Source organism: Bacillus sp. SIMBA_005 (genome assembly GCF_046535585.1).
Classification (GTDB): Bacteria; Bacillota; Bacilli; order Bacillales; family Bacillaceae; genus Bacillus; species Bacillus pumilus.
The window spans coordinates 53,741-70,425 of the sequence record NZ_JAWRWI010000002.1; the positions used below are offsets into that span (position 1 = coordinate 53,741).

The window sequence follows — 16,685 nt, forward strand, 5'->3', positions numbered from 1 at the left end:
ATGAAACCACTTACTTCAAATGGACGATTTGATCACATCATGCAAAAACTTGGGCCATTCTTAGGACTCATCATCCTTGTCGCCATTGTTTCTATATTAAATCCGGCCTTTTTAGAGCCATTAAACATCTTAAACTTACTTAGACAAATCTCCATTAATGCCCTCATTGCCTTTGGTATGACATTTGTTATTTTAACCGGAGGAATTGATTTGTCGGTCGGTGCCATTTTAGCACTTTCTAGTGCGCTGACTGCCGGATTTATCGTGTCTGGTATGGACCCGATTTTCGCTATTATCGTTGGCTGTATCATCGGCGCTATTCTTGGAATGGTCAACGGTCTTTTAATCACAAAAGGAAAAATGGCTCCTTTTATCGCAACACTTGCCACGATGACGATTTTCAGAGGGTTAACACTTGTTTATACAGACGGAAACCCGATTACAGGACTCGGTTCTAACTATGCATTTCAGTTATTCGGACGCGGGTATTTCTTAGGCATTCCTGTTCCAGCGATCACGATGCTTCTCACCTTTATCGTACTTTGGGTCTTGCTTCATAAAACACCTTTCGGCAGAAGAACATATGCCATCGGTGGAAATGAAAAAGCAGCCCTCATCTCAGGCATTAAAGTACCACGTGTCAAAATCATGATTTATTCATTAGCTGGGTTCATGTCTGCTTTAGCAGGTGCCATTTTAACATCCAGGCTAAATTCAGCTCAGCCAACAGCTGGTACATCCTATGAGCTTGATGCGATTGCTGCTGTTGTACTTGGCGGGACAAGCCTTTCTGGCGGAAGAGGACGAATTGTCGGCACACTGATCGGGGTGCTTATCATCGGTGTCCTGAACAACGGTATGAACTTACTTGGTGTATCATCATTCTATCAATCTGTTGTGAAAGGGATTGTCATCTTGATTGCAGTCCTACTAGACAGAAAGAAATCTGCTTAAGGAGGCAGCTGCTATGAAAAAATATCTCATTCTCATTCTGACTCTCTCATTGTTCATGCTTTCTGCCTGCTCGCTAGAACCGCCAGAGTGGGCCAAATCAACAAAAGATGGGAAGAAAAAAGACATTAAAATCGGTCTCTCGATCTCGACCTTAAATAACCCATTCTTCGTTTCTCTCAAAAACGGGGTGACGAAAGAAGCGAAAAAGCTTGGCATCGAAGTCGTCATTGCAGATGCACAAAATGATTCAGCGAAACAAACAAGTGACGTAGAAGACCTCATTCAACAAGGGGTCGACGCATTACTCATCAACCCAGCTGATTCATCTGCTATCTCAACTGCTGTTGAATCAGCGAATGCTTCAGATATTCCTGTCATCACATTAGACCGTTCAGCTGAAAGCGGAAAAGTAGAAGCACTTGTTGCCTCAGATAACGTCAAAGGCGGCGAAATGGCAGCCAACTTTATCATCGACAAGGTCGGTAAAGGAGCAAAAGTCGCTGAATTAGAAGGTGTACCAGGCGCCTCTGCTACACGTGAGCGCGGAAAAGGATTCCATCAAATAGCAGATAAAGATTTAAAAGTGACAGCCAAACAAGCGGCTGACTTCGACCGAACAAAAGGATTGAACGTCATGGAAAACCTCCTTCAAGGAAACCCTGACATCAAAGCCGTTTTTGCCCACAATGATGAAATGGCACTTGGCGCTTTAGAAGCGATTCAAAGCTCTGGAAAAGACATTCTCGTCGTTGGCTTTGACGGAAACGAAGATGCACTCAACTCGATCAAAGCAGGAAAACTATCTGCCACAGTCGCCCAGCAGCCAGAGCTGATCGGGAAACTGGCAGTCGGCGCTGCAAGCGACGTCTTAAAAGGGAAAAAAGTAGAAAAGAACATCGCAGCTCCACTGAAACTAGAACAGAAAAAATAAACACAAAACCCCCGATTTCTCTCGGGGGTTTTCCTATTATTCCGGTCTTTTTAGCACAAATGACGTCCCTAAATGGGCGTAATCATTTCCCGCTAAACGTGCGACTGGCTTTAGTTCATGAGTCGAAACATAACCTTTTTCCGCATCATACACAGCCTCATCTAAATGCGCACACACAACCCGGCCAATGATATGATCGACCGTGATCTCCCCTTCATCATTTTGAAAGGTAAGATGCTTTTCAAGTTGACATTCAAAGCGAATACGTGCTTCCTGAATGCCCGGCACTGACACGACATGGCTCTTTACTTGATGAAGACCGGTTCGATCCAGCTCACTCTCTTCCTGTGGCAGCGTAGCAGCTGTTTCGTTGATATCTTCTATTATCGTTTCATCACTCACATGGACCACAAATTCTCCCCTGTCAATCATATGCTGCGCTGTGTCCTTCATCTGACCTTCGCGTCGTCCAATAGAAACTGCGAGGAGCGGCGGGTGTCCGCTAATGACATTAAAGAAACTAAATGGTGCGGCATTGACCACATCGTCTTTAGACAGACTTGTAATAAACGCAATCGGTCGTGGAACAATAGAGCCCGATAATAATTTATATGCTTCTTTTCGTGAAAGCTGATCCATTTGCAACGTAATCAATTCAGCACGCCTCCTTTTGGTGTATCGACATCATACCATACCCCTTTTTCTATGCCTCTGATTCAGGCTCGGTGCGATGCAGGATATGGTGGACAAGATGAAATAAAGCAGGATTATGATTTTCTCGTCTATAAGAAATCGTCCATTCTGCCAAAAGCTGTTCACCCTCAATGGACCGATACACAACATCTAGATTAAATAAACGCCGGGCTGATTTCGGAATGACCGCAATGCCGATACCAGCTGTGACAAGACCAATCACCATTTGATATTCCGCCGCCTCCTGCACAATATTCGGAGAAAAACCGTACTTTTCACATAGCAGGACAAAGTGTTGATAAAGGGACGGCCATGATTCCTGTGATAAAGAAATAATCGGTTCATGACGAATATCTTCGATCGTGACTGCCTCTTTTTTCGCCAGCGGATGATTTTTCGGAATCGCAAAAATACATTCACTTTGCTTCATCAAACGGCTGACCAGTTCTTCATGAGGCGATGTAGGATGTAAAAAACCGATATCAATCTCCCCATTTAAAAGCGCTCCTAGCTGCTGTGGAACAGAAAGCTGTTTCAGCTCAATACTGACAGAGGGATACAGCTCTCTGAATTCGCGTACAACTGGCGGCAGAATATCATACGTCGCTGTTCCAACAAACCCTATGATGATTTTCCCCAGCTCTCCTCTTGCTGTATGCCGGGCATGATCAACGGCTTTATTAAGCTGATGCAGCACACCTCGCACCTCATGTAAAAAGACCTTTCCAGCAGCTGTTAGCTCCACCACTCGCTTTGACCGGTGAAACAAAGGAAACCCCAATTCTTCTTCAAACTGTTTAATTTGCTGACTAAGTGGAGGCTGTGTCATATTCAACCGTGCGGCTGCTCTGCCAAAATGCAGCTCCTCCGCTACTGTGACAAAGTATTGCAAATGTCTCAGTTCCATCCTTTCACCCCTCGCACACTTATTCGTGAAACATATTAAAACCACGTTAAACATATATTGGAAATTTTCCATTTTGAAATGTATAGTAAATCATATCATGAAAATATATTTTCATAAAAAATTTTACTTGCCGAAAGGAGTGCGGGGTAAATGAATTCTCAAGCACAACCCCTAACAAGACGAGGAGCAGAATTGATTGTTGATACGCTGATTGCTCAAGGTGTGACCCATGTTTTTGCAATTCCAGGTGCCAAAATTGACGCCGTATTTGATGTATTAAAAGACAGAGGTCCAGAGCTTGTCCTATGCAGACACGAACAAAATGCCGCCTTTATGGCAGCTGCTGTCGGCCGCTTAACCGGCAAACCAGGTGTTTGTCTCGTGACATCAGGTCCCGGCGCATCTAATTTAGCAACAGGTCTATTAACAGCCAATACAGAAGGTGACCCTGTTGTCGCAATCGCTGGAAACGTCATTCGTGCAGATCGGCTGAAACGAACACATCAATCACTCGACAATGCGGCATTATTCAAACCAGTCACAAAATACAGTGTTGAAGTACAAGACGTTCATAATATACCCGAAGCCTTAACAAATGCTTTTCGCGCGGCACAAAAGGGGCAGGCTGGAGCAGCATTTATCAGCTTTCCACAAGATGTCGTGACAGAACACACTACACAAACACCAGTGTCTGCTCACCCTTCTCCAGAACTAGGTCCTGCACCGGATGCTCTCATCAGCTCGGCTATCGCCAAAATTCAAAATGCACACTTACCTGTTGCCATTGTGGGAATGAAAGCAAGTCGTCCAGCTGCTGCAAAGGCTACTAGAACATTATTGAAAACACTTGGAATTCCATTTGTCGAAACGTACCAAGGAGCTGGCGTTCTCTCAAGAGAGCTTGAGTCTCAATATGTAGGCAGAATCGGTTTATTCCGAAATCAGCCGGGCGATCTTCTCATTGAACAAGCAGATGTCCTTTTGACCATCGGCTTTGATCCAATTGAATATGATCCGAAGCATTGGAATATTCAGCCGAAGCAGCGACAGATCATCCATGTCGATGACATGCAGGCAGATATTGATCATTTTTATGAGCCGGCGCTTGAGCTTGTCGGCAATATAGCTGAAACCGTTAAACATCTAGCCCATGACAGTGTTCCACTTTCTCTATGCAAAGAACAAATTGAATTCGTCACTGAATTGCAGGAGCTGTTAAGCGACATTGAAAAAGCACCAGAAAGAGAAAGTCATCTATCTCACCCGCTGGATGTCATTCATACATTAAGACGCCTGATTCCTGATGACACGAAGGTCACGTGTGATATCGGGTCTCACGCGATTTGGATGTCGCGTCACTTCCGCGTCTATGAGCCGAACACATTCCTTGTGAGCAACGGCATGCAAACATTAGGCGTCGCCTTACCATGGGCCATTGCGGCTTCCATACTGAACCCAGATGAAAAGATCATTTCGGTCTCTGGTGATGGTGGTTTTCTCTTCTCTGCTATGGAGCTAGAAACAGCCGTCCGCATGAAAACAAATCTCGTTCACCTTGTTTGGAATGACAGCACATACGACATGGTGGCGTTTCAGCAGGAAATGAAATATGACCGCACATCCTGCGTTGAATTCGGACAGATCGACTTAGTGAAATATGCGGAAAGCTTTGGAGCGACTGGATTACGGGTTAACTCACCTGAAGAGCTTTCAACTGTCCTACAAAAGGGTATAAACATAGAAGGACCCGTTATTATTGATATTCCGATTGACTATCAAGACAACCCAGACCTCGCCAGTCAAAAATGGCCAGAAGTCTTTCGTGAAACACACACATTGAACGTCAGATAAGATGTCCATACATTACACCAAAGGAGTGAGCGGATATGGGTATGATGCACCCAATGAATCAACAGAACGACACAAGACAACATGACAAACAGCAAGAGGTCTATCAAGTATCGACGATGACCTCTTTGCTGGAAGCCGTATATGATGGAGATTTCTCCCTTTCACAAATTCCCGAGCACGGTGATTTCGGCATTGGTACATTCAATCAATTAGATGGAGAGCTGATCGGCTTTGACGGCGCATTCTACCGGCTGCGCTCGGATGGAACAGCGACACCGGTTACCGATCAAGACTATTCACCCTTCTGCTCTCTAGCATTCTTTGAAACTGATATCGTTCATCGAATTGATGCAGCCATGACAAGCAAAGAGCTAGAAGAAGAAATCGACCGCATTTTACCGAGTAAGAATGTGTTTTATGCGATCCGCATTGATGGATCATTCAAAAAGGTGCAAACACGTACGGTCGAAAAACAGGAAAAACCTTACGTTCCGATGGTGGAAGCAGTCAAGTCACAGCCCATCTTCGATTTCGAGGATATTCATGGAACGATCGCTGGTTTCCGTACACCGCAGTACGCACATGGTATTGCGGTAAGTGGATATCATCTTCATTTCATTGACGACGATCGAAGTGTCGGCGGACACGTTTTTGATTACACTGTTGATCAAGTGACCATCCGAATTTCTCAAAAACGCCATATGAATTTACACTTGCCAAATACGCAGGAATTCTTCCAAGCAGACATTGATCGAGCTGACCTCGCACAGCAAATTGCGAGTGCAGAAAGCAGCCCAGATCAATAAAATAAAGACACCCCGGTGATTCCGGGGTGTTTTTTATGCAAAAGGAATTTTTATTACTTCATTACATTTCATTTCGTTAGTAAATTGAAATTCACCCATTCTATTCGTAATGAAACATGTTAAAATATCAACAGAAGAAAGGTGGTTATATGGTGGCAAACGACTTTAGCATCCCGAACTTAACATTAGACGAACGAGATAAACAAATTTTATCCCTATTACATGAGGACGGGCGTATGTCCTATACAGATCTTGGAAAACAAGTCGGTCTTTCACGTGTTGCTGTACAAGCCCGTATTCAGCAGCTAATTGAAGCAGGTGTCATTGAACGATTCACAGCTGTCATCAACCCTGCTAAGATCGGCATTCATGTTTCTGTCTTCTTTAATGTAGAGGTTGAGCCGAAATTTTTAGAAGCAGTCGCCCTTCAGCTCGAACAGGAAACAGCTGTCACAAGCCTTTATCACATGACAGGGCCAAGCAAGCTGCATATGCATGGCATTTTTCAAAACGAACAGGAAATGGAGACATTCCTAACAAAAAAACTGTACCCGCTGGAAGGCGTTGTGAGTGTGGACTGCCAAATGCTCATTAAACGGTACAAAAGCCGAATGGGCATGAAATTGTAGACAGGAGTTGAATCACTTGCAATCATATATCGAACTCATCATCGCTATGGTGCGAACCGGCATTCTCGGTTTTGGCGGAGGTCCTTCCGTCATACCACTCATTCGCCATGAAGCGGTAGTGAAATATCAATGGGTCAGCGATGACGAATTTGGAGAAACACTCGCCATCGCCAACGCATTACCAGGTCCGATCGCGACCAAAATGTCAGCATATCTCGGCTATCGATTGAAGGGCGTATCCGGCGCAATCATCGCAACAGCTGCCCATATTTTACCGTCATGTCTCGCCATGGTGGCACTCGTTACACTTGTCAGCGTCTTAAGCTCCTCACAAATCATTCAAAATATGATTGGCGCCGTGACGCCAGTTATTGCCGTCCTGCTTGGGATCATGGCATACGAGTTTGGACAAAAAACGCTGAAAGGCTTCGGAATGATCTTCGGGATCGCTCTGTTCCTTCTTGCCTTTATCGGGCTGCAGGTGCTGTCCATTCATCCAGGAATCATTGTCATCATCTTTTTATGCTATGGCGCTTTTCATTTCAAACTGAAACAACGCTGGAATCGACCAAATAAAGAGAAAGGGGTGTCTTCATGATGCTGATTCTCTTTTTATTCTGGGCATTCTTCTTGTCCAATCTATTAGGATATGGCGGAGGACCTGCATCCATTCCGCTGAATTATGAAGAAATCGTCAACCATTTTCATTGGATGACGAACGAAGGGTTCTCCAATATGCTTGCTTTAGCCAATGCACTGCCAGGACCAATTGCGACGAAAATCGCAGCATATGTCGGCTATGACGTCATGGGCTGGCCAGGCTTTATTGTGGCACTGCTTGCAACTGTTCTGCCATCAGCCATTGGATTGATTTTACTGCTCAAGCTGATTGACCGCTTTCGCCAATCTCCTGTCGTCAAAGGCATGACCTTGTCCGTCCAGCCTGTCATTGCAATGATGATGCTTTTATTAACATGGGAAATTGGCGGAGATGCAGTAAAAGCCATTGGCTGGACGCAATCGCTCGCTATTGCCGCGATCTCCTTTTTCTTTATGACTAAATTCAAAATGCACCCCGCCTTTCTCATTGTGGCTGCCTTTTTATATGGCGGATTGATTCTGCCGCATTAAGAAAACCGATAACATGGCCTGTGTTATCGGTTTTCTTTTACATATAGATTGGAGAAATCGGTCTGCGCCCAATCGAATGATATTCGACTCCTGCTTGTTCTGCTGCTTCAAGCGTATGGCAGTTTCGCCCATCGAAAATAAGCGGCTGTCTCATCCATTCCTTGTAGGACGTGAGCGGAAACGTCTGAATTTCTGTCCACTCTGTTAATATACAAGCTGCATGGACATCCTTTATCGCTTCTTCCATCGTATGAGCAAACTTGACTTGGTCCGGCAGTTCACGAGCGGCATGGCGTGAGGCAACAGGATCATACGCCACAAGCTCTGCGCCTAATTGATGGAGTTCATGAGCAATGGGTACCGATGGCGCCTCCCTCATATCGTCTGTATTCGGTTTAAAAGCAAGGCCAAGAAGTGCAATTCGCTTTCCTTCAAGATTTGATCCCAGTCTCTCCTGAATACTTCGGATAAAACCCGCTCTCTGCTCATTGTTTACTTTGATAACAGCCTTTAACAGCTCAAAATCATGCGACACATGCCCTGCGATTTGCACAAGTGCATTTGTATCCTTTGGAAAACAAGAACCTCCGTAGCCAATCCCCGACTTGAGAAATGAAGAACCGATCCGCTGATCGAGCCCCATTCCCTGCGCCACCCATTCAACATCAGCACCTGTTTTTTCACAAATGGAGGCAATCTCATTCATAAAGCTGATTTTGGTCGCAAGAAAAGCATTAGATGCATACTTGATCATTTCTGCACTTTTTCGGTCTGTCTTAACCACTGGCAGGTGGAAATCAGCATACACCTCCTCGAGCCGGTCTAATACAGCTTTTGTTTCAGCCCCAATGACAAGCCGATCTGCCCTCAATGTATCTGAAATGGCAGAGCCTTCTCGTAAAAACTCTGGGTTAGATGCAATCGATAATGGCTCATTCCGTCCTAATTCTTGATGTATCATCTGTTCGATTTGATCACCCGTTCCAACAGGCACCGTACTTTTCACCACAAGAACCGCACCTGATTTCGCTTTTGTACCGATCTCTTTTGCGGCTTGAAACACATATTGTAAATCAGCTTGACCATCTGCCTGCTGCGGGGTGCCAACCGCAATCATTAACACATCAGCCCGCGGGTAGGCTGCCTCCCCATTTATGTGAAATTGAATTCGACCTTGCTCAAGATTGCGTTTCAGCAGTTCTTTTAATCCTGGCTCATACATTGGTGGATGTCCCTGTTTCAGCTGCATGACCTTTCTCCGGTCAATATCAATACATGCCACATTGTGCCCTGCCTCCGCTAAACACACACCTGTGACCAGTCCCACATATCCACAGCCTGCAATTGCAATATTCATGACACCATCAGCTCCCCATACGCCTTATGCTTGTAAAGACATCGTATGCTGGGAGCTTTCTTTCCATTCATAAAAGCATACAAAAACCCCCTGCCATCACTAGCAGGGGGTCACTTTTATGAAACAAGACCATTTCGAATATGAGCAATCAGATTTTCAAGCATTTCTTTTGTTGTGACATCATTTGAATTCTCACCAATATCATGAGCGTACATCAAAATTTTTAAAAACTCTTCTTGATTCAAACCCTTATTATCCATGTCTGTATCCTTTCGATTCCACTAATTTCATTATTATATGCTGTAAGGTTGGTTTATGCAATACTCTAATACATCATTCGACAGCTTTTGAAATTTATGACCATTTTCATGAAAAACTTTTTTATAAATCACCATTGAGCTATAATAAAAGAATTGGAATCTTTTACTTGGTTAGGAGCGGATCAAATGCTTCAGCACAACATCAACGAAGAAGAACTCAAGCAAACAGCCGAACAAATCAAAGAACTTCTTCCTGCAACAGATGAAAACAAACAACTCATCAAAAAAGCATTGATTACTTATAGACAGGACAGTGTATATCGTCTCAAGCAAGAATCTGATACGGAATGGTCAGCTTATGTACATGATGTCGTGGCAGCAAGAGTCCACCTTCATGTGCTGTTTCCTGTGAGAAGCAGCTGCTCATGTCCGGCAGATGGACTTTGTAAACACATTCTCGCTGTCTTCTTTTCGCTATACGCTCAAGTGGAGAGTGTGACCGGATTTACAGAAAATTGGTCAGAAAAGGATGAATTACAACGCAGCAAAGAATTAATTCGCCAGCACTTCCAAGTGAAGCGCCCAGACGAACAATCACTCCAAAGCTGGTTGAATTTTTTCCAAGAGGAATTTAACCTCTGGCTGAAACGGACACCAAAACACCAGCAAACACCGCAGCATTTGTATTACGGCTATTTATCAATCTTAAAAAAACACGCACCTCATTCACCTGAATTCAAGAGTTTGTATGCGATTCATACGTCAATCGATGTGTGGTTAAGGATTTATGAATTAATCGATCTTGGCCAGCTTGATGCCGAGAAGGACTTTTATTCCATGAATCCATATGTAGAACAGCTCATGAACACCATTTTTGATTCAGTGGATCACTTAAAGACATATGCCCTTTCCTTTTCCCTCGATCCGTTTCTTGAAAACACACCAACTGCCGTTCGGACACTTCTTCAAATAAACGGACCTTTTCAACATGAACGAGTAGCGGTCTTTATGGAGATTTGGGGCACCATATTAAATAGAGGGAAATGGGTTAAAAAAGAAACAGAATTACTAAAGAACGCTCAGCAGCAAAAACAAACGGTTGAGCGTACCATCGGATTGATGCATATGGATTATTTACTGAAAGAAGACGATAGCCTTTTTCAGCAATTAAAGCTGCTCAATGCAGATATGCTGCCAAATGTGCTCAACTGGCTGAAGGATCTGACAAACCGCAAGGACTGGAAGCGGCTCAAGCTCTGGTATCATGAGATCACCTATATTTTAGAGGAATATTGCCAGCTCGACCTTTCCTACAGAGAACTGCGAGGAGCTGTCAGTGATTTCTTCTTCTATTTAGACGCATACTTTAAGCAGACGAATGATCATCATTTATATGAACGCTACCTCCAGATCTGCATGCCCTATGCGTTTACTGAATATAGTCAGCTCTTATATGCACAAGAGCGTTATGCAGAATGGATTGAAATTCACAGCCTTGTTGGTTTCTCCATCAGTGAACTGGAGAAGGACCTGATCAGACAAATTGCAAAAGAGGAGCCTGAAGCGCTCATTCCGTCGTATCACCGTGAAATCTCACAGCTTCTCGATCAAAAGAATCGAAGTGCTTACCGGGAATCTGTGAAAATGCTAAAAAAACTGCGCACGCTTTATCATAAAACGAAACAAACTGCGATTTGGGAAAGATATGTAAAGCAGCTACAGGATTCAACGAAACGGCTGCGTGCGTTCCAAGAGGAAATGAAGAAAGGAAAATTAATTGATGACACGCCATAAACAAATTGTCATTCATGCAGAACAAACAGAAGATTTCTCTTTCACCATTTCAGCGCAAGCAGAGGACGGACACCCTGTTCCGCTTAATGAAATGAAGAGGCAGCTTTTCCAATGGCACGAATCGTCTTTTTACGGAACATTTTTAGAAGATGTGAGCTTTATTGGCACACCTGCCTTCCTGCTAAGCCCTTGGATGACCGTTGAACTGCTAGGGAAAAATTCATTTAATACCTTTAGTCATGTGACACTAACCGATGAAACGGAACCACTGATGAAGACAGCCTCCACCATTTATGAATTCATTGAGGATGAAGATTTTATTCCCGATTACGAGGCTTGGACAAAAGGTGTCCTTCGTTTTAAAGACAAAGAAGGACTATTAGATGGCTATACGGCTGAGTGGTTCTCCTTTGCCGTACAGGATTACATTCAATATGATGATGCCTTACAGCACAAATGGAACCGCATGACAGAACAATCGCCTGCGCTCTCATCCTTCCAAGGACATTTTTTAGATGAGCAGGATTTTTTGGAAACGATTGGCTGGATTGATGACGACACACCTTTCACTGTCGGCTTGCGTCTAAATGAACCGGATTTCGACGGAGACGATTGGAAAATCGAATTATTTTTGCGTGATAAGAAAAACAGCGATCTTCACTTTTTTGAAGGCATCCGTTCATTGAAAAGATCTTGGCATCCGTATCAAGATAAAATCTCCAGAGAGCTGGAGCGATTCGGTCAAATTGTCCCTTGGCTCTCTTTCACATCTGGCACCACGCTCATGTCAGAAGACGAAGCATGGCTCTTCCTATCTGAAGCAAGTGAAACACTTGTGAATATGGGCATTGAGATCCTGCTCCCATCGTGGTGGCAAATTGTCAAAGAAAGCACCATGATGCTAAAAGCAAGGATTTCCTCTACTCCAAGAGGCGAGTCGCATGTCGGAATGGATGCCTTGATGGACTTTAATTGGCGCTTTGCTACAAACGGCATCGAGCTGACAGAAGATGAGTTCAACGAGCTTGTCCAAAGTAAACGGCGCCTTGTCAATATTCGTGGACAATGGATCAAAATCGACCCAACCTTCATCCAGCAAATGAAAAAATGGATGGAGCGCGCCGAAAATGAAGGGCTGCACATGTCTGATATTTTGTCACGTGAACTGGCAGATCAAGAAGCATCCTCTGAATCGGTTCCAGAGCTGCTAGACAGCTCAGCATTTGCACATATTCAATTTGAACTCTCGTCGCAATTAAGAGGGCTTGTCCATCAGTTAAATGATACGCAGGAGCTGCCTTCATACGAAATGAGTGAGTCCTTCAAAGGCACACTCAGACCGTATCAGCAGCATGGTGTCAACTGGTTGTTATTCTTAAGATCTCATGGATTTGGGGCTTGTTTAGCAGATGATATGGGTCTTGGAAAAACAATTCAAATGATTGCATATTTCACATATTTGAAAGAGCAGGAGCAAAATGCCGCTCCATCTCTCATCATTGCGCCGACCTCTGTCTTAGGAAACTGGCAGCGAGAGCTTGAAACCTTCGCGCCACATTTGAATGTTGCCTTGCATTATGGGCCATCGCGTCCTCAAGGGGAACACTTTACAAAGGCATACGAGTCAACAGATATTGTCCTGACATCTTATGGACTCTCACATTCTGATCGTGATGAATTAACGTCAGCAAAGTGGGATACGATTTGTTTAGACGAAGCCCAAAACATTAAGAATGCCCATACAAAACAATCGAGAGCGATCAGACAGCTCAAAGGGCAGCATCATATTGCCCTTAGCGGGACACCTATGGAAAACCGTTTAACAGAGCTTTGGTCCATTTTTGACTTCGTCAACAAAGGATATCTCGGCAGCTTGACGAGCTTTCATAAGAAATTCGTTCTGCCGATTGAAAAAGACCGTGATGAAAAAAGAATTGAACAGCTGCAGCAGCTGATTAAGCCTTTCCTTTTAAGACGAACAAAGCAAGATGAAGAGGTCGCCCTGAACCTGCCTGAGAAACTCGAAGAAAAAGAATACATTCCGCTATCCGCTGAGCAGGCTTCTTTATATGAACAGCTCGTGAAAGATACTTTCGAACACATGGCTTCGTTAACAGGAATGCAGCGGAAAGCCATTATTTTAAGTATGCTCGGCAGACTCAAACAGATTTGCGATCACCCGGCTCTCTATTTAAAAGAGAGTGGAACCGATGTGAAACTGCTGAAACGTTCATTAAAAATGGATAAACTCGCAGAGCTGTTAAAAGCAATACATGAACAAGGAGAAAGCTGCCTCATCTTTACGCAGTATATTGGAATGGGGAACATGATCAAGCAGCTGGCGGAAAAGATGTTTGGAGAACCCGTTCAATTTTTAAATGGCAGTCTGTCCAAACAGGAGCGGGATAAAATGGTGGACCGCTTCCAGAAGAAAGATTTCAACATCTTAATTCTCTCTTTAAAAGCAGGAGGAACAGGACTTAACCTAACCGCCGCAAACCATGTCATTCACTACGACAGATGGTGGAATCCTGCTGTGGAAAACCAAGCGACCGACCGTGCTTATCGGATCGGACAAAAACGATTTGTTCACGTCCATAAGATGATCACAACGGGCACGATTGAGGAAAAAATTGATCAAATGCTCGAAACAAAACAAACGTTAAATGATCAAATTATCCAAAGTGAAAGCTGGATTACAGAGCTATCGACAAACGAACTAGAAGATTTATTCACATTAAGCGCCGCCGCTCAATCATCTTAATCCAAGCAAAAAGAGGACTTTTCTCAAACATGATGAAAAGTCCTCTTTTTTCATTTCATATGAACATAGGTTAAATGTGCAGTTTTTTCAATGCAGATTTCACGTTCATATACGTATTCAATTCACGGAAGTCTTCTCTCATTTCTCCCATTTTCATCGCAAGGTTCGGTTTAATTCCTGTCACGATGAGTTCCGTACCAGTCATTAAAATCAAATCGTTCAGCTTAAAGATCGCATCTGCCACAAATGAATCGACTTCTAATAAACCAGACAGATCGACAATAAAATAATCGTCCTTGGATTGAGAGATATAGGTGGAGACTGTGGAGATAATCTTATCAAATCTTGGCGCTGTTAACGTACCAATGATCGGTAACACAGAAATACCATCTTTCACAGGAACAATGGGAACAGAAATGTTCAGCACTTCATCAATTGATTGCTCAAGAAGCTCCTGCTGTTCCTTCTCTTTCGTGACATCCTTTTGCAGACCAACGAAATAAAGACGTTTCCCTTCATTTTCGTCAATCCAAAGAGGAGCTACACTTAACTCATTCCAAAACATCTGTCCAGATTTTTTATAATTTTTCAGCTGAACAGTGACAGCCTCTTTGTTCTCAATTGCTGTTCTAATTTGTTGGAGAGCGTTTTGCTCTGTTTCATTTCCTTGAAGGAAACGACAATTCTTCCCCAATACTTCGGGTTCTTGATAGCCTGTCATATCTAAAAAGCCCTTGTTCACATATATTAAAGGATTATCAGGTAAAGACGGGTCCGTCACCGTCAGGCCAACCTGAGTATAGTCTAAGGCTTCCTTGATTAAATGCAGATTTTCGGACTTATAAGATTCCAGCGCCATTCGTTTACTCTCCTTAATTTCCTTACAAGCGGGTTATGTTCATAATTAAATTATATGATGTTCCACATCATGTGTAAATAGAAGTAGTTCTGAATTCCTCTTTTGTAGAATGCGCTTTATCCTATGTGATTTATACAACGACATCTGATGCATCTACTTCAAAAGGTGTCGAATCATATACGCCACACCATGTTCATCATTTGTTAACGTGACATGATCAGCGATTTCTTTCATATCCTGTCTCGCATTGCCCATCGCAACCCCAACACCAGCTGCTAGAAGCATCGATTCGTCATTTAAACTGTCTCCTACAGCCGCTGTCTGGTCTAAAGGAATACCAAGTCGTTCTGCCAGTCTTGTTAATGCCTGGCCTTTAGATGCATCCTTTGAACCAATTTCAAAGTTATGATCGGCTGAACTGACCATTGTGACATCTGAATCATCACCAAACATATTCCATCCTTTCTTCAATCTGTCTTCAAAGAAAGAGAAACCTAAAATGTTGTAGAATGAAAGCTTTCGATCCTCACGAAACAACTCTTTATATGTATCAATATAAGAAAAACCCGACTGACTGTATTGCACTTCTGCCGCTTGTTTTAAAACACTCAGGTCCGTTTCTGGATTTGCACTTTTTAAACGATCCATTTCAATCGCAAGAAGCTCTCTGCCACGATTCGGTGTGAAAATGGCTTCGTTTGTAAAAACTTCATAATAATACTCACGTTCTTCAAGCCATTTCAATATGCGTTTGGCCTTTTCTTCTTGTAAAGCAGCTGAATGATATACTTGTCCAGCCGGATCATGAATCACAGCTCCATTGGCACTAATCACCCATGTATTCATCCCAAGCTCATCAAAAATAGACCTCACATCAAAATATGCTCTTCCTGTTGACACGACAACTTCCAATCCATTCGCCGCTGCTTCCTTTAACGCCTGCTCATTTTCCTGACTCACTTTGTGCTCACTATTCAATAACGTTCCGTCTAAATCCGTTGCGATCAATTGAATGTTTGTCATCGTTCTCTCCTTTTTGTCTCCATTTTGGCTATCATACCGCTGATAAAATCCTTCATCAAGAGGTGATCGGTTTATCTTTGAATAAAAGAGTACCCGGCCACGCTACATGACCGGATACACACAAGGGGATTTAAGGGGACACATGACCTATACAAAGAAACGATGGTTCTATTACGCAGTGTTCTTATGCTCAAGGCAGCGTCTATCAGCTTTAGCTAGAGGGGGGCTGTCAGATGCTAGACGTTACCTTTTGATTCAGACCGTACCTCCTTTCCTTTTAACTGCCCTTAGTCTACCGAGAAAGGTTGTATGTGACAAAACATGAAAATGAAAGAATGCCCCCTCAAATTCTCTCTTTCCTCTTTAATTTCTGCTTTTTACTGCTTGAGTATAAAACATCATCTTGTTTTGTTTGACGAAAAACTTATTTTTCATAAATTGATAAAAAACGTCTGAATGAATCCAATTACTAGAAGGCATATGAATATAATCAGATCCGTCCCACGCAAACCAATAAAAACAAAGCTGTCCGTCATGAATCGACAATTGAAATTCAAAGTAGTCCATTTGATCCTCGGTGACGTATTGAAACGTGAGTGACTCACCTTCTTCCATGTACACATCACAAAATGAAAGAATGTCTCCCCACGAATAAACGCGCATTGTGCTCTTTGCCTTCTCTTCGCCAATATGTATGTTTCGTAATTGATAAGACTCCATAAAACA

At 43.2% G+C, this 16,685-nt stretch carries 16 protein-coding genes; 9 read left to right on the top strand and 7 right to left on the bottom strand.

The annotated features are described in order from the left end of the window. Both rbsC and rbsB read left to right on the top strand, forming a co-directional pair. Complete coding sequence (gene rbsC, locus SB660_RS02895; RefSeq protein WP_058013514.1) at window positions 1-954, top strand: ribose ABC transporter permease RbsC; 954 nt, start codon at window positions 1-3, stop codon at window positions 952-954. A gap of 13 nt (window positions 955-967) precedes the next feature. Further along, on the top strand, window positions 968-1,885 hold the full coding sequence (gene rbsB / locus SB660_RS02900; RefSeq protein ID WP_012011498.1) for a ribose ABC transporter substrate-binding protein RbsB: 918 nt from the start codon (window positions 968-970) through the stop codon (window positions 1,883-1,885). Window positions 1,886-1,921: 36 nt separating this feature from the next. Here the strand turns inward: rbsB and SB660_RS02905 are convergent, their stop codons facing one another. After that, entirely contained in the window at window positions 1,922-2,524 is a 603-nt protein-coding gene (locus SB660_RS02905; protein ID WP_058013884.1) for a flavin reductase family protein, read from the bottom strand. Between the two features lie 64 nt (window positions 2,525-2,588). Continuing rightward, window positions 2,589-3,485, bottom strand: coding sequence for an acetoin biosynthesis transcriptional regulator AlsR (gene alsR / locus SB660_RS02910; protein ID WP_061409806.1), 897 nt, complete (start codon window positions 3,483-3,485; stop codon window positions 2,589-2,591). Between the two features lie 150 nt (window positions 3,486-3,635). Between alsR and alsS the strand changes: the two genes are divergently transcribed. The 5 genes from alsS (at window position 3,636) to chrA (ending at window position 7,902) form a co-directional block, all read left to right on the top strand. After that, window positions 3,636-5,336: an acetolactate synthase AlsS gene (alsS, locus tag SB660_RS02915; RefSeq protein WP_058013512.1), complete on the top strand. Its 1,701-nt coding sequence runs from the start codon at window positions 3,636-3,638 to the stop codon at window positions 5,334-5,336. Between the two features lie 35 nt (window positions 5,337-5,371). After that, a complete protein-coding gene (gene budA / locus SB660_RS02920; protein WP_058013511.1) occupies window positions 5,372-6,142 on the top strand; it encodes an acetolactate decarboxylase in 771 nt (256 codons plus the stop codon). Between the two features lie 149 nt (window positions 6,143-6,291). Continuing rightward, the gene (gene chrS / locus SB660_RS02925) at window positions 6,292-6,771 is read left to right on the top strand and encodes a chromate efflux transcriptional regulator ChrS (RefSeq protein WP_371869431.1); all 480 of its coding nucleotides are present in this window, start codon (window positions 6,292-6,294) and stop codon (window positions 6,769-6,771) included. Window positions 6,772-6,787: 16 nt separating this feature from the next. Next, window positions 6,788-7,369, top strand: a complete 582-nt coding sequence (gene chrB, locus SB660_RS02930; RefSeq protein ID WP_339164183.1) for a chromate efflux transporter ChrB — start codon at window positions 6,788-6,790, stop codon at window positions 7,367-7,369. Continuing rightward, window positions 7,369-7,902, top strand: coding sequence for a chromate efflux transporter ChrA (gene chrA, locus SB660_RS02935; RefSeq protein ID WP_058013882.1), 534 nt, complete (start codon window positions 7,369-7,371; stop codon window positions 7,900-7,902). The genes chrB and chrA overlap by 1 nt, the downstream gene beginning before the upstream one ends. Window positions 7,903-7,939: 37 nt before the next feature. Here chrA and SB660_RS02940 read toward each other — a convergent pair whose 3' ends face one another. Both SB660_RS02940 and SB660_RS02945 read right to left on the bottom strand, forming a co-directional pair. Next, window positions 7,940-9,259 carry a UDP-glucose dehydrogenase family protein gene (locus tag SB660_RS02940; protein WP_410581272.1) on the bottom strand — a complete coding sequence of 440 codons (1,320 nt, stop codon included), beginning with the start codon at window positions 9,257-9,259 and terminating at the stop codon, window positions 7,940-7,942. Window positions 9,260-9,375: 116 nt separating this feature from the next. Beyond that, entirely contained in the window at window positions 9,376-9,519 is a 144-nt protein-coding gene (locus SB660_RS02945; protein ID WP_003214884.1) for a YwzD family small protein, read from the bottom strand. Between the two features lie 186 nt (window positions 9,520-9,705). Here SB660_RS02945 and SB660_RS02950 point away from each other — a divergent pair, with 186 nt between their 5' ends. After that, window positions 9,706-11,313, top strand: coding sequence for an SWIM zinc finger family protein (locus SB660_RS02950; protein WP_410581274.1), 1,608 nt, complete (start codon window positions 9,706-9,708; stop codon window positions 11,311-11,313). After that, window positions 11,300-14,077 (top strand): DEAD/DEAH box helicase, encoded by a 2,778-nt coding sequence (locus tag SB660_RS02955; protein WP_061409815.1) that lies wholly within the window; start codon window positions 11,300-11,302, stop codon window positions 14,075-14,077. The genes SB660_RS02950 and SB660_RS02955 overlap by 14 nt, the downstream gene beginning before the upstream one ends. A 70-nt stretch (window positions 14,078-14,147) precedes the next feature. Here SB660_RS02955 and ytvA read toward each other — a convergent pair whose 3' ends face one another. The 3 genes from ytvA to SB660_RS02970 all read right to left on the bottom strand — a co-directional run bounded on the left by ytvA (window position 14,148) and on the right by SB660_RS02970 (window position 16,679). Further along, the gene (ytvA, locus tag SB660_RS02960; protein ID WP_058013506.1) at window positions 14,148-14,936 is read right to left on the bottom strand and encodes a YtvA family blue-light photoreceptor; all 789 of its coding nucleotides are present in this window, start codon (window positions 14,934-14,936) and stop codon (window positions 14,148-14,150) included. A 153-nt stretch (window positions 14,937-15,089) separates the two neighbouring features. Beyond that, a complete protein-coding gene (locus SB660_RS02965) occupies window positions 15,090-15,950 on the bottom strand; it encodes a Cof-type HAD-IIB family hydrolase (protein WP_208856858.1) in 861 nt (286 codons plus the stop codon). Between the two features lie 372 nt (window positions 15,951-16,322). Continuing rightward, window positions 16,323-16,679, bottom strand: a complete 357-nt coding sequence (locus SB660_RS02970; protein ID WP_058013504.1) for a hypothetical protein — start codon at window positions 16,677-16,679, stop codon at window positions 16,323-16,325. Window positions 16,680-16,685 lie beyond the last annotated feature (6 nt).